This window comes from Paraburkholderia sp. CNPSo 3076, assembly GCF_026343935.1.
Lineage (GTDB): Bacteria > Pseudomonadota > Gammaproteobacteria > Burkholderiales > Burkholderiaceae > Paraburkholderia > Paraburkholderia nodosa.
This window is the reverse complement of record NZ_JAPMAL010000018.1, coordinates 88662-110954: the sequence shown is the minus strand read 5'-3', so window position 1 is coordinate 110954 and position 22293 is coordinate 88662. Positions and strand designations below refer to the sequence as shown.

Here is a 22293-nt window from a genome sequence, read left to right as displayed (position 1 = left end):
GAGCGATGCCCGCTAAGAAACCGCGAAAAACGTCTTCCCGTCGGGAAGGAAAAGACTTGACGGCGGTGGGCGATGACCTGTCACAAGTCCCTGCGCCTGCAGTGTTGCCGCTCGATCTACCAATTGCGCCTGACGCGCCGCCGCCGAGAGCAGGTCTAGTGCGCATGGTTCCATTACACGAGTGGCTTGATGAACAGGAAGAAGTCAAGCGGCCGCTGCTCTGGGCGCACGTCACGAATGGCTGGCGGCTAAATTTGATCCTGGATAGCGGCGAAATAGCCGCGAAGCGGGAATGTGAGCATTTCCATCAGTTCCTTGTCTATGCGTTCTACGGTCGCCCAGCGTACAGAGACTCGTCGGAGGCGTCTACGCGAAATAGCGCCAGGGCCCCGATGGTGATTTTGTTGAACGCGTCCGTTGAGAAGTTAGTCAGAACGATATTTCCATTTGATTCGGGGGCGTATCTGAACGGCAGATACGACGCATGGCTGCCGGCACATATGCCGATTGACTACTTTTCGCTCCAGACAGATCCTCGCCGAGTAAGGCGATTCGTAAAGGCGTTCTACGGCTCGAACGAGGCGTACTGGCGGATGAAGGTTTCGGCTCCATCAGGAAACCTTTCGCTCAGGCCGGTGGTCGACACACTCTGTGAAATTTTGGGCGATGTTGGCATTGAAAATGCAGATGACAGAAGGCTTGCAGTCGAAATGAGCCTAGCGAGTCCGATTCCTTTCAGGAGCGAATTCGTTCATTCACTCATCGTCCCGGAAGAGTTTGTGGACGCACTGAATGAGGTCAAGTTAACAGAAAGAACTGGAATCGACGTAAAGCCATATATTCTCAATCCAATCAGGAAGGCGTCGGACCATCTTGGTTCTCTCGAAGTGGAAGCCAAGGCGATCAATGCTAGTCGGAGCGCATTCCTATGAAGAATCGTCGATTCCTACTTGCCGGTTATGCAGAAATTATTCCCACCGTTCCATCATTTGTGACGCCGATGTTTCTCAAGGATGATGTCTGGTATCGACAGTTAGCCGACGAAAAGCAGGTGACGGGTTTTGAGCCGGTACACCCCGACAATGTTCCTGAGATTTCGAGGGCTAGTTTTGAAGAGAATATTTCTGTTGACATAAATGACAGGGTTGTCTACGGCTTTGTTGTGAGTGAAAAATTGGTATATTTTGGAGTACGTCAGAATCTGTCGCGTGCCCTGATGCAGCTAAGTCCTAGCTTGGTTGGGAGGAGGCACCTTTACGCGAAGGTGTATGACTTCGTGTTTGACGAGCCTCCGCCGCCGGATCAAAGTCTCTCAAGGAAGAGCTGGTCCAGCACGTTGATTCATCGAGATCGCATCGAGCGCACACGTGTTATTGAGGCACCTCCGCCTGGCGAGTTGATTCGCGAGGAGCCTTATCAGTACGCGCGCGTGGTCGATTTTTTTGACAAGTCTGTAGGATCCGGAGAACCACTGTGCATTGTCGCCGGGGGCATCGAGGGAGAGGCGATACTAGAAGGGTTGACCCAGCTTGTCCCTCGCATACAAAAGGAAAGATGTTTTTTTGCGAGCGAATCAGAAGACCGGAACTCGAAAGACAGCTTCAGCAAGCTTGTAGGACGTGCTCGGAGGAAATTTGGCGCAGCAGGACTTTTTGTCTGTCTCTCCAACCGCCATCCCAACGCGTCACGAATTGGCACGGCCAAAAACATCTTTCCGCAAGCGGCGCTGCGCCTGTCGCCCGGATTTATGGACTGGCAGGCAGAGAGGGGGGGGCGGATCGGGTTGGAAGCAGGGCGCAGTTCCTCTGTTTTCACTGGCGCGGGCGATTGGCTCGGCTCGTTCAGCAAGGGTAACGGTCCACTTCACTAGTATTTTGTGTCAGTAAGGTGATACCGAGTCCGGTAATCAACTAGTACGACATCCCGTAAATAGCTTGATTAAATAATTGTCTTGGCTATCATTTCGAGATGAGCCAAGGTCGTCATGCAACGCCAGTGAAGTTGGCGAAGAAAGAACGAGAAGAACTGCTGTCGCTGATCGAGCGGAAGACCGCGACTCAGCGAGATGTGATGCGGGCGCGCATCGCGCTGTGGGCGCACGAAGGACGTCCGATACGGTGATTGCTCGAGAACTGCGTGTGTCGGTGCAGACGGTCTGCGCGTGGCGCAAGCGCATCGCACAGCATGGTGCGCAGGGCCTGCGCGAGGGTGAGCGTAGCGGTCGTCCGCCACGCATCACGCAAGAAACGCGACTGCAGTTGATTGCGTTGGCATGTGAAGCACACGAACCCGAAGGACGGGTTACGCCGACACTGGACGAGATAGTGGAGCGCGCGATCGAGCGTGGCATTGTCGAACAGATCAGCCGCAGCCATGTGCAGCGCATTCTGCAGGCTGGCGACGTTCGACCGCACCGGGTCCAGCAATGGCTACACAGTCCCGACCCGGCCTTTCGCGAGAAGGTCAATGTGATTTGCAAGCTGTACCGCAAGGCGCCCAAAAACGCGGTGGTGCTCAGCATCGACGAGAAGACGGGCATTCAAGCCATCGAGCGCAAGCACCCGGGTCGCGCGCCGGCACCGGGACGGCTGCGTCGTCGGGAGTTTGAATATATCCGGCACGGCACTCAGGCGCTGATTGCCGCGCTTGATGTGCATACCGGTCAGGTGCTGGCAGACTGCCGCGAGCGGCGCACCCAGGGCGACCTGGTCGCCTTCATGGAGCGCGTGGCGGCTGCGCACGCGGGCAAACAGGTGCACGTGATTTGGGACAACCTCAATACGCATCGCGCTCAGGCCGTCTGGCAGGCGTTCAACGAGCGGCATGATCAGCGGTTTCACTTCCACTTCACCCCGCTGCACGCGAGCTGGGTCAATCAGATCGAACTGTGGTTTGCCCGCTATACGCGTCGGGTGCTACGCCATGCCAGTCATACCGGCACCGCGCACCTGCGCGAGCGCACCGAGCAGTTTATGCACGAGCATAATCAGGCAGCACGCCCCTTCAAATGGACTTTCCGGGGCTATCCGTTGCAAACGGGCACATCGTAATCGAGAGACAGACATGCCAGCCATCCCCACTAAGCATTACGCGACTGAACTTCAGCGTCAACTGCGCAGCTTGCTCGGCCATGAGCAGATCGTCACACAAGCCTACGGGCGGCACCTGCTGATCAAACGTCTCGATGGTGAGGAACCAACTGTTGTGGCGCGCCTTACCGAGCTCGGCCGCAGTCGCTATAGTGCCGCCTTTCGCAGCCACACCGGCCGATGGGAACCGCTGCCGGGCACAGGCTCACTCGACGAGATGGCCGAGGTCGTCGTCACGCTCCTACAGCCTTATTTGCAGCCCGATAATTATTAAAGCTATTTGAGGGATGTTGTACTAGGCAAGTGCTTGGTGGCGATTCAGGCGGACTCGGTCCCAGTTTCGCTGGATCCGAGCTCGCCGTCACCGTCGCGTGAATGTCGATGAGGCTTTGATTGGCTGTTCGCCGATCCGCAGGGAGCAGCTTCGAGTGGGCTTGAAGGGCGAGACCGCGCTGGGCTTCCCGGTGCGTGCGCTACCTAGTCCCTTGGCGCCACTATCCGAATCACTCGTCCTCAAATTTCACCTGCGTGCTCGCGCATTCCTGCGAGATCCATCGCGGTTGCCGTCGCAGAAAGCAGTCGCCACCATTGAAGCAGGTTTGGCTGAGTCGCTGGAGCACACTCTGACTGTTCGCTGTGAAGGTGAACGTCGAAAACTGCAGCTGTTCACTGGAACGCGATGAACTCCTGCGTCGGCGCGCTATGGAAACGCTGCACACCCGCCGTTGCGTTTTCGAAGGCGGTGACGAAGCTGTAGAGCCCAAGATCGGTCATCTCCACGACCTTGCTTTCGTTTTGCGAGCCGTACAGCGAGTGAAATACAACGCCTCTCACGGGAATTCCATTGTGGTTGATCAATGAAGTGAGTATTTTTTTGGGCAGTTCCCGACTGGTTTGAGCATCGATATAGCTTCCGTGCCCCGCGGCCATCCTGACTAAACACCAGAACAACCACCTAGGTGACATCTGCTGACCGGTGCCGGGATGACCCAGTGTTGCGTTGACGCTTCCTTTCGCTTCGATGATCAGATACTCCAGCACGTTGCCCGTCTGCATGTCGCGTTTGACCCAGATCTGGTCGATCCCGTTCGGACGACCGCCGCCAACAGACTTCCCCATCTTCATCTGGTAGTTCGGCCCGTAGGCGGTGATCAGGAGCTTGCTGGCAGCATATTCGCCACGGGCCGCTGTTCTGGCCTGCTCGATGTCCAGGCCGGCACCCAGATTCGTGTAGTGGCTGCTAAGCCGGTTTCCCGATTTGGTGTCGTTTCGCTTGAATCGGCCCCATCCCACGCTGTGGTCTTGACCATACAGCCAGCCGCGCACCGCCTCGCGTGTCGGTGGGTCTTTGCCAAGCGCCTGATAGTGCCCCCACGCCTCCGTTGCATTCGGGCGAACCCAACGATATTGCTGTACGTCGGTAATCGCTGCCAACGTCTCGAAACGATGCGTGAGAATCCACTGCACGTCCTGGTCGGCGGAATCGAATAGCGAATGAGCGACCGTAGTGCCCCCGGTATGGCGCGCGTCCCTCCGCAGCGCTTGCTCAATCTCCGTCTGGGCTTGCGTATCTAGTAGAACGAGCTGGCTGGCGCTACGGTTGGTCGGATTGACCGTGTGGCGATTCAGGATCTGCGTGACCACACTCGGTTGGGGCTGGTCTCGCAATTTCACTAGCCCGATGGGCCCGAGCGCGGTGTAAGGGTACTGCTGGCTGGACAAGAGCGTCAGGTTGTTCGTGGTCAAGCCCAGCGTGACTTCATTGCCGAGATACAGATTTTCCTTCAGCCCGCCAGGTCGACCCGCTTCCAGATCGTTCCCTATAAGCTGGTTGAGCTGATCGGTATCGGTGTAGGCCGTCAAGTGGTTCATCGAACTCGCTCCCGTTGGCCGGGCAGGGCGCGCGGAATCGCGCGCCCTGCCGGAGTTCGTAGTGCCCGCACCGATTATTGCGGAAAACGCGGACTGGCTCCCGCCAGCCGTCCTTCACCGGCGACGCGATACGGTCGATTGTACGACCGTGCCTGCACTGCAGGACGCCTTGCCTGACGTGCACGGTGATGGTAAGAGTGTGGGTAACGATTGAAAGGAATACGTCAATATTTAGATGCATATGGGCAGATAAATTTTCTTATCAGCCCTCCATCGAGTCTGGCCTAAACTGGCGGAGATGAAAACGCGCGACGCCCTCTCCGACGACACCGGCTCCGACTTCCCTGACGAAGCCGAGCTTGCCGCCCTGCGTAGCTGGTACTCGGGCTTGGGCGCGCGCACGGCCGTCGCCCGTTATCTGGGCGATCGGAAGGAGGTGGGTGCGTCGTCGCGCGCCATCCTGGGCCGCATCCGCCGGCAACTCGCCGCGTTCGCCGTACAGCGTCACCGCGAGGATCTGGCTGCCGTTTTCGCTGAACACCCGTCGAAAACGTCGGCCGAAGAGGTAGCCCGCACAATCGAAACGCTGCGCAGCCTGCCCATGCTGACGCCGTTGATCACCGACGCCCTCGAATTGTGGTTGCCGCCGCGCATAGTTTCGGCGCTCCACGCGCACGGAATCCGGACGCTGGCCGACCTGACTGTGCGGATTCCGCGGCGACGTCGCTGGTGGACGGCAATTGCCGGACTCGGCGTCGCGGGCGCGCGCCGCATTGAGGCGTTCTTCGCGGCCCATCCGGCTCTTACCGAACGGGCGAGGGCGCTGATTGCCGCGGCGCCATCCGGCAACATCGTGCCGTGGGAGCAACTGCGCGTGCCGCACGCTGTTGATGGTTCGCAGGGGCAGTTCCGGGCGCCTCAGGCGGCCTGTCTGCTGAACGCCTCGAATGACTACGAGGCAATCCAGTCCTGGCTGGCGCTGCACGAATCGGCTGCTACGCGGCGCGCATACCGCAAGGAAGCAGAGCGCCTGCTCCTGTGGGCGATCGTCGAACGTGGTCGTGCGCTGTCGTCGCTCAACACAGACGATGCGATTGCCTACAGGGGTTTCCTGCGCCGGCCGGCACCACACGAGCGTTGGATCGGACCGTCGCGGCCTCGGCATAGTGTCGAATGGCGACCGTTCACGGGTCCGCTGTCGGCACGCTCGGCGGCGTACGCCCTGAACGTCCTGTCCGCGCTGTGTCGCTGGCTAATCGAGCAGCGCTACGTGCTCGCGAACCCGTTCGCCGGCGTCAAGGTCAAGGCCCATGGACAGCGCGCGGGGATGGATGTGTCCCGTGGCTTCTCAGAAGGCGAGTGGCTGCTGATCCGTACGCTTGGCGACGGACTCGAGTGGTCATATGGCTGGAGCGTCCCGGCCGCGCAACGGTTGCGGTTCCTGCTGGATTTCGGCTACTCGACCGGCCTGCGGGCGAGTGAGCTAGTCGGCGCGACGCTTGGTGATATCCACCGCGACGAGCACGGCAATCATTGGCTGCATGTGCTCGGCAAGGGCGGCAAGCTGGGCAAGGTGGCGTTACCTTCACTCGCTCGCACCTCGCTTGATCAGTATCTCGTGCAGCGTCGATTACCGGTCACGCCCGCGCGCTGGAACCCGGCAACGCCGCTCGTCGCGAGTCTCGAGGAGGATGGTACAGGCATCGAAAGTACGCGACTGTGGCGCGTGCTTCGGCGGTTCTTTGTGCTGGTCGCAGATGTGATCCAGGACGAGCAACCAGCGACGGCTGCGAAGCTGCGCCGCGCGAGTCCGCACTGGATGCGACACACACACGCGTCGCACGCGCTGGCACGCGGCGCCGAGCTCATCATGGTCCGTGACAATCTCCGCCATGCCTCGATCTCAACGACGTCGACCTATCTTCACGGCGACGAGGTGCAGCGAGCCCGGCAGTTCGATCAGGCGTTCAGTACGGGCAATTTCAAGCGGTAGCCTACATCCCAATGCAACAAGCACGGCCATTTGATGTGATATTGTCCGAACAACATCGCGTCGAGACCGGTTATGTCAGTGCAGGCGAAAATTGCCTCCGCTGTACGATCGCTTCCCTTTTCATAGGCATCCCGTGTGGAACGCGGTGCTATCTGGTCAGTTTTCCCTGAAACAGCTCGTCGCGGCGGAAATCCAGCATTGCATTCGTACGGCGGCCGGTCAAAAGCTTCGGGCAATGGCGGTCTGGTGAAGTTATCAGCGTCACGAATTTGAGTCGGAAAACAGCGCCCGTTCCGGCCAGTCGTGCATCTGCGGCACCGGCACTCCGTCTCGCGGCATTGTAAGTGAGTCTGATGCTTCCATCCCTCCTGCGTTGTACGTGCGGTGTTACCGGGCCGCACCTGAACGCGCTATCAGTGAGACGCCGGGGCGAAAGGCTTGGTGACGTAACGCTGTTACAATTTCGGCCGTATATCGCACAATGGCCTTTTCGCAATAGCCCGCGGCCGCAATGGGTGAAAGTTGCGAAGCGCGTGTGTGGGAATTCGTCGCTTAAGCCCACGGAAAGCGGCTCCTCCATACCCAACGAACGAAGAACGGTAGGATTCTTATGGCAATCGATATCCTCGTGACGACGGATCGCCTCAACAGTGATCCGCTTGCGCGCGACTTTATGACCTACGTTCAGGCGAAAGCTGGGCTCCTCGACCTCGATGAAAGCGCGCTGTACTACGACTTTCCGACGTACTCGGACTATGAAACTGTCACGTACAAGCCCGATGCGCTCCTCGTTACCCGTGCGCATGGAATTATTGCATTCCGGTTCGTGACAGAGGAGCAGGCGGTCCGGATGGCGCAGCACGAGCGACTGAATGTCGACGAATCGCTTGGTCAGTTCTGCAGCCTGCTGATAGGCCGGTTGCTCAAAAGTCGCACGTTACGCGCCAATAGATCTGAACTCGCGTTCCGCGTTACGCCGGTGATTCTGTGCAATTCCCCACGCGCTGCCGGATACTTTGCTGAGGCAGAATGCGAGGTCATTGCATCGTTCGATGCATTCGACACTCTTCTCGCTGACCTTGCTGGAGCAGATCTCTCACCGCTGTTGCTCGCTGAAGCTCGTTCGGTACTCGAGGGTGCCAAGGCCCTGACGCGAGCCAACCGCCGCACAGTGGAGGATCCTGAGACCCAGCCAGTCGCTGCGGCATTGGCTCAGCTCGAAGCAGAGATCGCAAATTTCGACCAGAAACAGCGGCGGGCCGCGCTTGTGACCATCAAGGGTCCTCAGCGGATCAGGGGGTTGGCGGGTTCCGGCAAGACTGTGATCCTCGCGATGAAAGCTGCGCATTTGCACATGACGCGCCCCGATGACCAGATTCTCGTAACGTTTTTTACCCGAAGCCTGCGCTCATCCATCAAGAATCTGATCACCAAATTCTACCGGCACTACAAGGAAATCGACCCTGACTGGGAGCGCATCCACATCCGACACGGATGGGGTGGCTCAAAAACAAACGGAACGTACGCCGACGCCTGCCGTCGGGCCGGTACGGTGCCGCGTACGTTTGCCTCCGCTCGGGCGCATGCACCGGCTCATATGGATCCGTTCCATTTTGCGTGTACGGACCTGTTGGACAGGACGCCGATTGAGCCATTCTACGATCACATCCTGATCGACGAAGGGCAGGATTTTCCGGAAGGGTTCTACGCGCTGTGCTACGAACTCGCGCGCGGGGAAGGCGACGGCAAGAACATCGTATGGGCGTACGACGAGTTGCAGAATATCCTCAATGTCACGATGCGCTCGCCGGAACAGCTGTTCGGTATGGCAAATGGTGCGCCGCGAATTTCGCTTGCCCGGGCGAGTCAGAATCTGCCGCCAGGGGCGACGAACGACACGGTGCTGAGTAAGTGCTATCGCAACCAGCGCGAGGTTCTTGTTACGGCGCACGCGTTAGGCTTCGGCATCTATTCGGATATCGTTCAGTTGCTCGAAAGTCCGGACCATTGGCAAGACGTCGGCTACGCTGTGTCTACGCCCGATTTTGAAGTGGGTAAGCCAATCGAAATCGTGCGGCCGGAAGAGAATAGCCCGGTGTCGCTCGAACGCGACCATGTGCCACCGTTGATCCAGCATTTCGTGGCCGGGAACATGGTAGAAGAGACTGACTGGGTCGTCTCGAACATCCGTGAGTTCCTGGAGGGCGGCCTGCAGCCGGAGGATATCCTCATTGTCGCGCTCGACGATCGATATTTGCGTGACTACTTCAAACTCCTGTCCGCAGCGCTAAGCCGGGCGGGAGTTGCGACGAACAACATTCACGCCGATCCGTATTCCGAACCGCCTTTTACTATGCCTGGAAAGGTAACGATGTCGACGGTATACCGGGCAAAGGGGAACGAAGCCGCGGTGGTCTTCGCAATTGGCGTTGACGCACTGTTTCTGAGGTCACGGTCCGACCGGAACAAGCTCTTTGCCGCATTCACTCGAACGAAGGCGTGGCTGCGGGTTTCTGGATATTCGGTTGCGGCTCGTGCGATCGCTGCGGAAATTGACAAAGCAATTTCGAACTTCCCAGCGCTTCGATTCCCGATGCCAGATCTTGCGGAAATTAATCTCATCCAGCGTGACCTCAGCGAGCGCGCTATCAAGGCTTCGCGGCTGCGCGCCGAGTATTTGGCGAGACTCAAAGAAGCAGGGCTTACCGAAGAAGACGTCCCTGACCAGACATCAGAGGACGGCAAATGAATCGGGACGGCGTTGTCAACGGGATCATCCGGACATGGGACGTTTCCGACGAGCTGGGGCTGGCGGAGAACTTTGCCAACCCAGGGCCGTTGCCGTTGAACGAGCAATTCCGCGATCTGGCGTTGTCAGAGGAGACAACTTATTGTGACCTGTACTTATCGGGTCTCAGTCTGTCGCACTACAACATCCTGCTGTCGGACTATTCGTACTTCCAGTTCGGTATCGACCGTCCAGACTACGTTCGCTACGCCTATTATCCCAATCCCTTTATTTCAGGGAAGGCCCAGGATACCGTCAAGTTCAAGCAGCGCCGGGAACTGGTGGAAGCAGGGATGATCAGCCACGAGGATTATTTAGCGATCCTGGCGGGCGACGACATGTCCAGCGGCGTTCCGATGCTGCGCTATGAGAACGCTCCAGACCAGCGTGTCCGCTTTCGTCACCCATGCTCACACCTTCATATCGGATTCCATTCCGAAAATCGGTGGCCGCTACATCGTGTGCTTACCCCCTTGGCCTTTTCGCTTCTCGTGTTCAAGGCATACTATGGCGCACCGTGGCATCTGGTCGGTGCCGACGAGACGGTGGACGTACAGAACGTCTATGAGCGGATTCTGATTGACGAAAAGGCTGAGTGCCGGCTTGTTGCGCAGGAGCTGTTCGAAGATATAGAGCGCCGTAGCTTCTACTTCTCGTAATGTACCCCAGCTGCGGCGAGGGTTGGTCGGCTGTGTCAGCTCGCGCGGGCAATATCGAGCGGTTCAGCACATCTTGGAAATGCGAGGCAAACTCCTGAGCGCGTTCTACCGCTTTCCAGATATGAAGCGCCCGAGCTGCTGGCGAGCGCGTGCCGCCACGGGGGCGGAGAATTTGCTACCCAACTGTTCAACCGACACCCGGAGCTGTGGCCGGAGCGCTTCCATAACGAAATTGTCGTCTGTAATAACGTTCGCTGATTCCTGCTCTGACCGGAAAGGTTGCGCTGCAGCAGATGGAGAAGCGGTTGCGACCGCTATTGACATTTCGTTGTTTTTGTGGGGCGGGATTTTTGGTCGCATTCTAAGCGTCGGTCGTTAGTTCCGGATACACCGCGCCCAATAAGGCTCTGCGGGCCGATTGTATCGGCTGTATCCGCATCTATTGTCTCGTTGTAACCGTTTCTATTGGACAATGACATGATCGAATTGAGCGACGGGGTCATGGGGTTGAGGAAAAGTTATAGCTGTATCAAATCTTCTCAATTACCGCGTAATGGGCGTCTCCCTATACTGGCCCAAAACAATAGCACTATGCGGCTGAAATGCGGTAGTCGAATTGCAGTTGTCAGCGCTTGTTGCCGCAACGGTCGAATTCACTATAACTGAAGCTCAATCCTATGTCCCTCATCAACTACGTCACGCAGATCCAGTTCGATTTTGGCGCCATTCGTTTGCTCAAGAACGAATGCGAACGTGTGGGCATCAGCCGGCCGTTGATCGTCACGGACAAGGGCGTGCGTGCGGCGGGGGGCCTCGATAGCGTGCTTTGCGCGCTGGCAGGCGTTGCGCTCGCAACGATCTACGACGGCACCCCGTCCAATCCGAACGAAGCGGCGGTGCGCGAGGCTGTGGCGGCCTACCGTGCGGGCGAGTGCGACGGCATCGTCGCCGTTGGCGGCGGTTCGGCAATCGACCTCGCCAAAGGCGTCGCCGTTTGCGCAACGCACGAAGGACCGCTGCAGCGCTTCGCCGTGATCGAAGGCGGCGCGGCGAACATCACGGCGAAGACGGCCCCGGTGATCGCCGTGCCGACGACCGCGGGCACCGGCAGCGAAGTGGGGCGCGGCGCCATTCTGATTCTCGACGATGGCCGCAAGGTCGGCGTGATCTCGCCTTACGTCGTGCCGCGTGTGGCGATTTGCGATCCCGAACTCACGCTGGGCTTGCCGCGCGTTTTGACGGCGGCGACGGGCATGGATGCCATCGCACATTGCATGGAGACCTTCCTCGCGCCCGCCTTCAATCCGCCCGCGGACGGCATTGCGCTGGATGGATTGTGGCGCGCGTGGCGTCATATCGAGCGCGCGACGCGTGATGGCGGCGACCGCGTGGCGCGGCTGAACATGATGAGCGCATCGATGCAGGGCGCGCTTGCGTTCCAGAAGGGTCTGGGTTGCGTGCACAGCCTGAGCCATTCGCTCGGCGGCATCAACCCGCGTCTGCATCATGGCACGCTGAACGCCATCTTTCTGCCGGCGGTGCTGCGGTTCAACGAAGAAGCGCCTTCGGTGCGCGAAGAAGGCAAGCTCGACCGCCTGGCGACGGCAATGGGGCTGGGCAGCGGCGCCGAAGTGGCGCCTGCCGTGCGCACGATGACCGAGCGCCTTGGCCTGCCGACGGGCCTCGCGCAGCTTGGCGTGAGCGCTGATATGTTCCCCGAGATCATCAAGGGCGCGCTCAAGGATCACAGCCACAAGACCAATCCGCGCGAGGCCTCCGAAGACGATTACCGCGCCATGCTCGAGTCGTCGATGTAACGCGGCACGGCTTCGGTCAAGCGTTATCGCGGCTTCAAAACCGTCGTCATATATTCGGTTGCGAATTCGATCAATGCCTGCACGCGCAGCGGCAGCCGCCTTTGCACGGGATACACAATTTGCGCGGCGAGCGGTTTCGCCTGCCATTTCGGCAGCACGCGCACGAGACGGCCCGACACCAGATCCTCTTCGATCAGCCATTCCGGCAACACGGCCAGGCCCAGCCCCATGCGCGCGGCCTCGCGCATACTCGTCACCCCTTCCGAGATCATCACGGGATCGATCTGCAACGTATGCGTCGTTGCGCCCGAATACAGCGTGACATCCCTCGAACCGCCGAATTGCCGGCTCGAAAGTGCGATCCACGGTAAGGCCTGGAGACTTTCCGGCTTGCTGGCGAACTTGTGATCCTTGAGGAAGGCGGGCGAGGCAACCGGATAGCGGCGGATCTCGCCCAGCGAGCGCGCCACGACGCGATCGTCAGTGAGCGCCCCGGCGACGATACCGGCGTCGCAGCCCTCTTCGATCATGTGCAGCGGGCGGTTCGAATAGGCCAGCTCCATTCTCACTGCCGGGTGCGCCTGGATAAAGCTGCTGATCATGCGGCTCACCACGGACTGGCCGAAGTCGATCGTGGAGAACACGCGGATATTGCCGCTCAGCGCGCTCTGGTCGCGCTGCATGCGCTGCGCGGACTCCTCGGCTAGCGCGAGCAGCGCCTGGGCGTCGGCAAGGAACTGGTGGCCGATTTCCGTAAGGCTCATACGGTGCGTGTCGCGCCGCAGCAGCGCCGCGCCGCATTGATCTTCGAGCGAACGCAACTGGCGGCTCAGCGTGGGCTGGCTCAGGTTCAGCTTGCGCGCCGCCGCGGAGATGCTGCCGCTCTCCACGATGGCAACGAAGGCCTGCAGCAGGCTCAGGTCGTTGAAGATGGTCATACGCGGGAAGCATAATCGATATTCTGGTTATGCGGCTACCGTGGAGCGTTGGCTGGCGGGAAGATGCACCCATCGCATCACGTTGCATCACCCACCCAACCGGAACGGAGAGTCACCATGAGCACGCAAGCCAACACCAGCAAAGTCGCGATCGTCACCGGCGCTTCCCGCGGGATCGGCGCATCGATCGCCAGACGCCTCGCGGGCGAAGGCATCGCAGTCGTCGTCAACTACGCCGGTCGCGCGGCGGACGCCAACGCGGTCGTGGAGGAAATCAAGGCCGCGGGCGGTCGCGCCGCGGCGATTCAGGCAGACGTGGCCGTGCCCGCCCAGGTGGCCGCAATGTTCGACCAGGCCATTACGCTGTTCGGCGGCGTGGATATCGTGGTGAACAACGCGGGCATCATGCAGCCGGGCCTCGTCAATCTGGTCGATACCGACGACGCCCTGTTCGACCGGCTCGTCGCGATCAACCTCAAGGGCACCTTCAATACGCTGCGCATCGCCGCAAAGAAGCTGCGCGAGGGCGGCCGCATCGTCAACTTCTCGAGCAGCATCCAGGCGCTCGCGCTGCCGGGCTATTCCGTGTACGCCGCCACCAAGGCCGCCGTGGAAACGATGACCAACATCTTCGCCAAGGAACTGCGCGGCCGCAATATCACCGTGAATGCGGTCGCCCCCGGGCCTACCGCAACCGAACTGTTCCTCAAGGACAAGACCCCCGAGCAGATCGAGCGCCTTGCGAAGATGCCGCCGCTCGAGCGGCTCGGCCAGGCGGACGACATCGCCCAGGTGGTCTCGTTCCTCGTCGGCAACGGCGCAGGCTGGATCGACGGTCAAACGATCCGCGTGAACGGCGGCATTGTTTGATGTCCTGATCAAGCGATTCATTGCGAACAAGGAGCCCATCATGAAGAAGGTCATTGTCGTTACCGGCGCATCGAGCGGTTTCGGCCGCCTCGCCGCCGAAGCACTCGCCAGCGCCGGCCATACCGTCTACGCGTCCATGCGTGCGACCGCCGGGCGCAACGCCCCGGTCGTCGCGCAGATGGCGGAATTTTCGCAGCACAACGGCGTGGATCTGCGCACCGTCGAACTCGACGTGCAGTCGCAGGAGTCCGTGGATGCGGGCATCGCCCGCGTGATCGCCCAAAGCGGACGTATCGACGTCATCGTCCACAACGCGGGCCACATGGCCTTCGGGCCGGCCGAAGCGTTTAGCCCGGAACAGTATGCGCACCTGTACGACATCAACGTGCTGGGCACGCAGCGGGTGAACCGCGCGGTGCTGCCGCACATGCGCGAGCGGCGGGAAGGCCTCGTGGTGTGGGTGTCGAGCAGCAGTTCCGCAGGCGGCACGCCGCCTTACCTCGCGCCGTATTTCGCGGCGAAGGCCGCCATGGATGCGATTGCGGTTCAGTATGCGCGCGAGCTTTCGCGCTGGGGCATCGAAACGTCGATCATCGTGCCGGGTGCCTTTACCTCGGGCACGAATCACTTCGCGCATGCGGGCAGCCCGGAGGACAAGGGCGTGGTCGCCGCTTATGAAGCCGGCCCCTATGCCGGGTTCGGCGAGCAGATCCAGAGGGCGTTCGCCGCCATCGTGCCGCCGCAAGCCGACGTGGGCCTCGTGGCCGAGGCGATCGTCGATGTGGTCGATGCCCCCTTCGGGAAGCGGCCGTTCCGGGTGCACGTGGACCCGACCCAGGACGGCGCGGACGTTGGCTTTGCCGTACTGGACCGCGTGCGGGCGGAGATGTTGCATCGCGTGGGCATGTCCGACCTGCTCGCGCCGCGCCGGCATGGCGACGCGTAATGCGGCAAGCGGCGGGGCGCGCTTACTGCGCGACGCACTCCGGCGCTTCGAGTCCACGCAATGCCGCCTCGAACTCCTCGACAGGAATCGGGCGGCAGAACAGATAGCCCTGATAGGCGTAACATCCGGCCGAGGCGAGGAAGGCGCGCTGCTCCTCGGTCTCCACCCCTTCGGCGATCACGCCGAGGCCCAGGCTGTGCGCAAGCGCCACGATGGTTCGGGCGATTACGGCATCGTTCGGGTCGACGAGGACATCGCGCACGAATGAGCGGTCGATTTTCAGTTGAGCGAGCGGCAGGCGCTTCAAATACGAAAGCGACGAATAGCCGATGCCGAAATCGTCGAGCGCGAAGACGATGCCGTTCGCCTTCAGCGCCTCCATTTTCTCGATGATCTCCTGCACGTTGTCGACCAGCACGCTTTCCGTCAATTCGAGCTTCAGCCGGTCCGCTCTCGCGCCGGTCCGTTTGAGCGTGGCCAGCACGCTTGCCACGAAGTCCGGCTGGTGCAGCTGTTGCACGCTGACGTTGACCGCAATGGTCAGATGCCCGGTGTCGGGCTGCGTGGCCCAGCGCGCCAGCTGGATGCAGGCCGCGCGCAGCACCCAGCTGCCCAGCGCGGCGATGAGCCCGGTTTCTTCTGCCACGGGAATGAAGTCGGCCGGGTACACGAGCCCGCGCAGGGGGTGACGCCAGCGCACCAGCGCCTCGACGCCGGTGACACGGCCGCTGTCGATCTGCATCTGGTAGTGAAGCACGAACTGTTCGCTTTCGATGGCTTCGCGCAGCGCCGCTTCGAGCGCGGCACGCTCCACCACGACCGTCTGCATGTCGGGGTCGAAGAGGCGCACCGCGTTGCGGCCGCGTTCCTTGGACTTGTACATGGCGAGGTCGGCCTGTTTCATGAGGTCGTCCGTCGACGCCTGGAATCCCTTGAAGACGGTTGCGCCGATACTCGCCGAACTGCGGTAGTCGATGTCGTCGAGTCGATAAGGATTCCCGAGCACGGTGAGAATCCGCTCGCCCAGGGCCTCGGCCTGGCGGGCCGCTTCACAGGGAACGGGATTCAGATTGCCCACCACGACGACGAACTCGTCGCCGCCCACACGCGCCACGGTGTCGCCCGCCGGTATGCTCGCCGCCAGGCGTTTCGCCACTTCCTGCAGCAGCAGGTCGCCCTTGTCGTGGCCCAGCGTGTCGTTCAGCGTCTTGAAATGATCCAGATCGATGAACAGCAGGGCGCCGCTCGTGCCGTTCCTCGCGCTGTCGGTGAGGGCGTCCTTCAGGTTGTCGAGCAGCAGCGTGCGATTGGGCAGGCCGGTGAGCGCGTCGTAGAAAGCCAGCTCCTTGATGCGCTGGTCGGCGATCTTGCGCTCGGTGATGTCGCGCCCGCTCGTGCGAAAACCGATGAAATCGCCCCTGGAGTCGGTAATCGGCACCCACGACGCGCAGAGCCACATGAGCGAGCCGTCCTTGCGCACGCAGCGAAATTCCAGATTGTCGCCACGCGAACCCAGTTGCGCGCCGCGGAACTCGGGCGCGACGTAGGAGGCGTCGCCCGGATAAATCACGGTGCAGGCGAAGTCGCTCATGGCCATGCACTCGTCGACGGTATAGCCGATGTACTGCTCCACCGCCGAGTTGATCCAGCGCGGCTTGCCTTCCGGCGACCACCAGATTTCCCAGTTGACGGTGCAGTCCGCAATGGCGCGGAATTTTTCCTCGTTTTCGCGCAGTTCCTTCGTCATCGACGAGGCCAGCCGTATCGCACGGCTGCGGCCCGTCATCATGAGGCGCGTGAGCAGCGCGAGCAGCAGGCTCAGGCCCGTGCCGGTGATCGCAATGAGCGTTGCCGCGTCGCGGCCGAAGCGCGCTTTGAAGCCGTCGCGCGCCATCAGTTTGAGCATCCAGTCGTGTCCGCAGACGACGAGATATTCGGTTGCCGAAAGATCGCTTGGCAGGCGATGGGCCGCGGCGCCCGACGTTCGGTAGAGCAACGCGTCCGGCGACGATTCCACGCCGTCGTAGATGGAGACCGAGAGGCCGGGCGGTTCCTCGCCGTAAAGGCTGGCAATGACGTCGTGCATGCGAAAGGACGCGTAGACCCAGCCAACCAGCTGCGCCTGGCGTTCGGTGGCGTTTTCCGGCGCCGGGCCGCGTGCGTAGACCGGCATGTACATCACGAAGCCGGGGTCGGCGCCGGGATCGGTGTCGACCGAGAGGCGCACCTTGCCGGAGATGGTCGCCATGCCGGTGTCGCGCGCCTGCTCCATGGCGCGCCGGCGCACCGGGTCGGCCCAGGCGTCGAAACCGGGCGCCGCGCGATTGGCGCCGATATACGGCTCGCGCTGAATGATGGGGGCGTAATTCGCGCGCGGACCATCGGGCTCGATCGAGTAGCGTGGCAAGCCGCGCTGCTGCATGGCCGTGATATGCGCGGCCTTTTGCGTTTGCGGCACCCACGCGACGATGCCGATGGCCTGGATGCCGGAAAAGTTGGCGTCGAGATTGAGCGTATTGACGTAAGCCCGGAACGCGTCGCGATCGACCTCGCCGCTGGCGGCAAACAGGCTCTGCACGCCGCGCAGCAGCAGTTCGTACGTGCCCATGCGCTGTTCGATGCGGCTCACGACGTCGCCGAGCGAGAAGTCGAACTGGGTGAGCAGTTCGTGGCGGGCCGCTTCCCGCTCGTGGTTCCAGAGCACCCAGGTCACGCCGAGCGCGGCGGCGAGAACCAGTAGCGGGAGCAGAATGAGGCGCGTCCGGGTCATGGCGGCGTCTAGAAGGGGACCATCGAGTCGGCGAGGTCAGGCTTGAAATACTTCGTGAAGATGCGGCGCACCGTGCCGTCGGCGATCATTTCGTTGACGAGGGCGCGCCACTTGTCCCGCTCCTCGGGCGAGAGCGCCTTCTTCGACATGATGAGTCCATGCGGAATGGGTGGATCGTCGAACTCCACGATATTGGTCACGCTCCGAATCTTCGCTTCATCGATGGCGGGATAATCGAACGGCTCGATGATCATTCCCTGAATGCGGCCAAGAATCAGCGCCTGGTAAAGCGGCTCGAGACCCCCGGCCTGACTCACGCGGTTTTCGGCAGAGAGCGAATCGACCAGTCGGTTGGCCGACTCGCTGTAGCGGAAGCTGCGAATCACGCCGAGCTGAAACTTGTCGTTGTGCTCGAAATCGGTCAGTTGATGGATGCCCGAATCCTTGCGAACCAGCAGATAGTACTTGTTGCTGAAGTACCAGGCAAAGTCCGCGTATTGATTGCGCTCTTCGTTGGCAATGCCCGAAAGACTGAAATCGAGCGCGCCCGATTCGATCAGTTTCCAGATGCGCGCGCGCGACATCAGGCTCACGCGGAGCTGGCAGCCGCTGCGCCGCGCCAGGGCGTCGGCGAAGTCCTTGTCGATGCCCGTGTCCGTGTCGACGGAGTAGAGCAGCCCATGATCGTGTAAGGCGAGCGTAAATGAGCGCGAGCAGTCGGGGCCCGCGGCAACCGCGGTGCCAATGCAACCGAGCGCCAGCAGCAGGCCCCCAAGGCAGGTTCGAATCACAGCGTCTCCGTTGCTCGATAGTGGCCCGATGGCAGTGCGTCGGGCGGAAAACAGTGTTCACGTCTTATCGGCAGCGTGCTGCAATTCTTGAGACAATTCCAATTGTTTTTTTTGCATGCTTTATGTGCGGGCGCTGGGGGCCTCGGGCAGGACGAGTGCCCGTGCTCGCTGGACTGCGAAGGCAAAAAAAATGCGCCGGCGCAAGGCCGACGCAATTTTCAAAACGGGGTCGTGTAAGGAAGGCTCACCCAGAAGGTGGCCTTCGCAACGGACGATTTAGCCGATTCGCATAGCGCTCAGTTCTCTTCCACCGGGTCCCGGTTCAGCATGCTTTTCGGAATCGACAGGATCAGAACGCAGCTCACCAGCAGACACGCGCCCAGCGCATAGGTGCCGTTGTTGATGTCGCCGGTCAGGTCCTTCGCCACGCTGGTGATCATGGAGCCCGTGAAGCCGGACAGGTTGCCGACCGAGTTGATGAGCGCAATCCCCGCCGCCGCGGCCGTACCGGAGAGAATCTGCCCCGGGAACGTCCAGTAAATCGGCATGAGCCCGAGAATCGCGCAGGTGGAGATAGTCAGGAATACGATCGAGAGCGGCACGTTGTGCGCGAAGAGTGCGCTCAGAATCAGGCCGACGCCGCCGATACAGGCCGGAATGGCCGCATGCAGCCGGCGCTCGCCCGTCTTGCGCGAGTGCGCCGCATTCCAGATCATGGCGACGACGGCGCTGAGATAGGGAATGGCGGTCAGCAAGCCGATATTGAACGTGCTCTTCACGCCAGAAGCCTTGATGATGGAAGGCAGCCAGAACGCCAAACCATAGAAGCCGGTATTGAAGGTCAGCAGGATGAACGTCAGCAGCCAGACGCGCGGGCTTTTCAGCGCCGCCACGGCGCTATGCGTTTTCTTCGCGCTTTCCTGTTCGAGATTCTTTTGAAGCACGGCTTTCTCGTCGGCGCTCAACCATTTCGCCGACTGAATGCCGTCGCCCATGCGCAACAGCACCACGAAGGCGACGAGAATCGAAGGTATGCCTTCGAGCAACAGCATCCACTGCCAGCCGCCCAGGCCGAACAGGCCATGCGTGTTTTCCATGAGCCACCCCGAGATAATCCCGCCGAGCGTGAGGCTCACCGGAATGGCGATCAGGAACCCCGACATCGCGACGCTCTGGCGACGCGCCGGAAACCAGTAGTTCAGGTAAAGAATGATGCCGGGGAAAAAGCCCGCTTCGCAGACGCCGAGCAGAAACCGCAGGATGTAGAACATCGTCGAGGTTTGCACGTGGAAGAAACTCGCGAGCGGCGCGATAAAGGCCAGCGACGAAGACACGATGCCCCACGTCACCATGATGCGCGCAATCCAGAAACGCGCGCCATAGCGATGCAGGAGCAGGTTGCTCGGCATCTCGAAGAGGAAGTATCCCCAGAAGAAAATGCTTGCGCCCACGGCGTAGATGCTATCGCTCAGGCCGAGCGAATCGAGCATCTGCAGCTTGGCAAAGCCGACGTTCACGCGGTCGAGGTAGGCGACGACATAGCACAGAAGCAGAAGCGGCAAGATGCGCTTCAGAACCTTGCGGTACAGCCGTTCTTCGGCCTGGTTGACGGCGGCCGGCGAGTCCGCAATCTGGGTCAGGGTTGGCATGGGATGTGTCTCCTTTCACATGTGCCTTTGAATGGTCCCGCTGCTGGGGAGGCGATTCCACGAGCTTCGTGGTGTGTTTGCTGGATCTCGGCGCTGGCTGTGAACAGCCCGCTGTTTTGTTATCGGTAACACAGCGGGCGCTAAATTAGCATGAGACGAGGCGCGACGGCAAGTCGGAGGCCGGCGCTAAGGTCGGGAAAACGCGTGGTCTCACCTGGTGCACAGGGCGAGCACAAAGTGCTAATATCCAGAAATGTTACCGATAACAAATGGCGTGGACCTGCCCGCCACATCGTCGAGACAAGGAACCAGCAAGTGAGTGATATGACCCAGCCCAACGCACGGCGCCTGCGTAGCCAGGAATGGTTCGACGACCCGGCCCATGCGGACATGACCGCGCTCTACGTCGAGCGCTTCATGAACTACGGTCTGACCCGGGAAGAACTGCAATCGGGCCGCCCCATCATCGGCATTGCGCAAACGGGGAGCGATCTCGCCCCTTGCAACCGTCACCATATCGAGCTGGCGGCGCGCACGAAGGCGGGCATTCGCGACGCGGGCGGCATCCCGATGGAATTCCCGGTGCATCCGCTTGCCGAGCAGAGCCGCCGGCCCACGGCGGCACTCGACCGCAATCTGGCCTATCTGGGTCTGGTCGAAATCCTTCACGGCTTCCCGCTCGACGGCGTCGTGCTGACCACGGGCTGCGACAAGACCACGCCCGCCTGCCTGATGGCCGCGGCAACGGTCGATATGCCCGCCATCGTGCTGTCGGGCGGCCCGATGCTTGACGGCTGGCATAACGGCCAGCGTGTCGGTTCGGGCACGGTCATCTGGCATGCGCGCAATCTGCTGGCGGCCGGCGAGATCGACTATGAGGGCTTCATGGAGCTCACGACGGCTTCGTCGCCCTCCATCGGCCACTGCAACACGATGGGCACGGCGTTGTCGATGAACAGCCTCGCCGAAGCGCTGGGCATGTCGCTGCCCGGCTGCGCCAGCATTCCGGCCGCCTACCGCGAGCGCGGGCAGATGGCGTACGCGACGGGCAAGCGCATTGTCGACCTCGTGCGCTACGACATGCGGCCTTCGCGCATCATGACGAAAGAGGCGTTCGAGAATGCCATCGTCGTGGCCTCCGCGCTGGGAGCGTCCACCAACTGCCCGCCGCACCTCATTGCGATAGCGCGGCACATGGGCATCGAGCTTAGCCTCGAAGACTGGCAACGCGTCGGCGAACAGGTGCCGCTCATCGTGAACTGCATGCCGGCAGGCGAGTATCTGGGCGAGAGCTTCCACCGCGCGGGCGGTGTGCCCGGCGTGCTGCGCGAACTCGATCGCGCGGGCCTCGTGCACCGCGAATGCCTCACGGTATCGGGTCGCACCATCGGCGCCATCGCCGACAGCACGCCCGAGCCCGATCGCGAAGTCATCAGGACAACCGATGACCCGCTCAAGCACGGCGCAGGCTTCATGGTGCTCTCGGGCAACTTCTTCGACAGCGCGATCATGAAGATGTCGGTGGTCGGCGATGCCTTTAGGCAAACCTATCTGAGCGAGCCGGGCGCGGAAAATACCTTCGAGGCTCGCGCGATCGTGTTCGACGGTCCCGAGGACTACCACGCGCGCATCAACGACCCGTCGCTCGAAATCGACCAGCGCTGCATTCTCGTGATTCGCGGCACGGGCACGGTGGGCTATCCGGGCAGCGCCGAAGTGGTGAACATGGCGCCGCCGGCGAAACTGGTGCGCCAGGGCATCACGTCGCTGCCCACGCTTGGCGATGGCCGCCAGAGCGGTACGTCGGCGAGCCCGTCGATCCTGAACATGTCGCCCGAGGCGGCGGTGGGCGGCGGCCTCGCGCTGCTGCAAACGGGCGACCGCATTCGCGTGGACCTGAATGCGCGCAGCGTGAACGTGCTGGTCGACGAAGCCGAGCTGGCGCGGCGCCGCGAAACGGCGCACTTCGAGGTTCCGCCTGCCCAGACGCCCTGGCAGGAGCTTTACCGCAAGACGGTGGGGCAGTTGTCCACGGGCGGATGCCTGGAACCTGCCACGCTCTATCTGAAAGTCATCGCCGAGCGCGGCAACCCGCGCCATTCGCACTAACC

Annotated in this window: 15 protein-coding genes and 1 pseudogene; 11 read left to right on the top strand and 5 right to left on the bottom strand. The window is 61.2% G+C overall.

Translation table 11 applies throughout. From position 1 onward, the window contains the following. The first annotated feature begins 5 nt into the window (after positions 1 to 5). From M3A49_RS21695 to M3A49_RS21680, 4 genes and pseudogenes are all read left to right on the top strand, one after another. Entirely contained in the window at positions 6 to 932 is a 927-nt protein-coding gene (locus M3A49_RS21695) for a hypothetical protein (RefSeq protein WP_266230769.1), read from the top strand. Further along, a complete protein-coding gene (locus M3A49_RS21690; protein ID WP_266230768.1) occupies positions 929 to 1870 on the top strand; it encodes a hypothetical protein in 942 nt (313 codons plus the stop codon). Before M3A49_RS21695 ends, M3A49_RS21690 begins: the two co-directional genes overlap by 4 nt. A gap of 98 nt (positions 1871 to 1968) precedes the next feature. After that, a pseudogene (locus M3A49_RS21685) lies at positions 1969 to 3050 on the top strand (IS630 family transposase). A 13-nt stretch (positions 3051 to 3063) separates the two neighbouring features. After that, positions 3064 to 3363 (top strand): hypothetical protein, encoded by a 300-nt coding sequence (locus tag M3A49_RS21680; protein WP_266230767.1) that lies wholly within the window; start codon positions 3064 to 3066, stop codon positions 3361 to 3363. Positions 3364 to 3755: 392 nt separating this feature from the next. Here M3A49_RS21680 and M3A49_RS21675 read toward each other — a convergent pair whose 3' ends face one another. Then, positions 3756 to 4961, bottom strand: a complete 1206-nt coding sequence (locus M3A49_RS21675; protein WP_266230766.1) for a hypothetical protein — start codon at positions 4959 to 4961, stop codon at positions 3756 to 3758. A 298-nt stretch (positions 4962 to 5259) separates the two neighbouring features. On the opposite strand from M3A49_RS21675, the gene M3A49_RS21670 reads away from it, so the two are divergent. The 4 genes from M3A49_RS21670 (at position 5260) to M3A49_RS21655 (ending at position 12218) form a co-directional block, all read left to right on the top strand. After that, on the top strand, positions 5260 to 6954 hold the full coding sequence (locus M3A49_RS21670; RefSeq protein WP_266230765.1) for a site-specific integrase: 1695 nt from the start codon (positions 5260 to 5262) through the stop codon (positions 6952 to 6954). Between the two features lie 610 nt (positions 6955 to 7564). After that, positions 7565 to 9703, top strand: coding sequence for a DEAD/DEAH box helicase (locus M3A49_RS21665; RefSeq protein WP_266230764.1), 2139 nt, complete (start codon positions 7565 to 7567; stop codon positions 9701 to 9703). Beyond that, complete coding sequence (locus M3A49_RS21660) at positions 9700 to 10401, top strand: DUF2290 domain-containing protein (RefSeq protein ID WP_266230763.1); 702 nt, start codon at positions 9700 to 9702, stop codon at positions 10399 to 10401. Before M3A49_RS21665 ends, M3A49_RS21660 begins: the two co-directional genes overlap by 4 nt. 677 nt (positions 10402 to 11078) lie before the next feature. Next, positions 11079 to 12218: an iron-containing alcohol dehydrogenase gene (locus M3A49_RS21655; RefSeq protein ID WP_266230762.1), complete on the top strand. Its 1140-nt coding sequence runs from the start codon at positions 11079 to 11081 to the stop codon at positions 12216 to 12218. A gap of 23 nt (positions 12219 to 12241) precedes the next feature. Here M3A49_RS21655 and M3A49_RS21650 read toward each other — a convergent pair whose 3' ends face one another. Then, positions 12242 to 13156, bottom strand: a complete 915-nt coding sequence (locus M3A49_RS21650; RefSeq protein ID WP_266230761.1) for a LysR family transcriptional regulator — start codon at positions 13154 to 13156, stop codon at positions 12242 to 12244. Positions 13157 to 13273: 117 nt separating this feature from the next. Between M3A49_RS21650 and M3A49_RS21645 the strand changes: the two genes are divergently transcribed. Then, the gene (locus M3A49_RS21645) at positions 13274 to 14026 is read left to right on the top strand and encodes an SDR family oxidoreductase (RefSeq protein WP_266230760.1); all 753 of its coding nucleotides are present in this window, start codon (positions 13274 to 13276) and stop codon (positions 14024 to 14026) included. 40 nt (positions 14027 to 14066) lie between these two features. Then, positions 14067 to 14972 (top strand): SDR family oxidoreductase, encoded by a 906-nt coding sequence (locus M3A49_RS21640; RefSeq protein ID WP_266230759.1) that lies wholly within the window; start codon positions 14067 to 14069, stop codon positions 14970 to 14972. A gap of 22 nt (positions 14973 to 14994) precedes the next feature. Here M3A49_RS21640 and M3A49_RS21635 read toward each other — a convergent pair whose 3' ends face one another. From M3A49_RS21635 to M3A49_RS21625, 3 genes are all read right to left on the bottom strand, one after another. Continuing rightward, entirely contained in the window at positions 14995 to 17742 is a 2748-nt protein-coding gene (locus tag M3A49_RS21635; RefSeq protein ID WP_266230758.1) for an EAL domain-containing protein, read from the bottom strand. Positions 17743 to 17750: 8 nt separating this feature from the next. Further along, a complete protein-coding gene (locus tag M3A49_RS21630) occupies positions 17751 to 18533 on the bottom strand; it encodes a substrate-binding periplasmic protein (RefSeq protein WP_266230757.1) in 783 nt (260 codons plus the stop codon). 296 nt (positions 18534 to 18829) lie between these two features. Next, the gene (locus M3A49_RS21625) at positions 18830 to 20182 is read right to left on the bottom strand and encodes an MFS transporter (RefSeq protein WP_266230756.1); all 1353 of its coding nucleotides are present in this window, start codon (positions 20180 to 20182) and stop codon (positions 18830 to 18832) included. A 324-nt stretch (positions 20183 to 20506) separates the two neighbouring features. Between M3A49_RS21625 and M3A49_RS21620 the strand changes: the two genes are divergently transcribed. After that, complete coding sequence (locus tag M3A49_RS21620) at positions 20507 to 22291, top strand: IlvD/Edd family dehydratase (RefSeq protein WP_266230863.1); 1785 nt, start codon at positions 20507 to 20509, stop codon at positions 22289 to 22291. Positions 22292 to 22293: the final 2 nt, after the last annotated feature.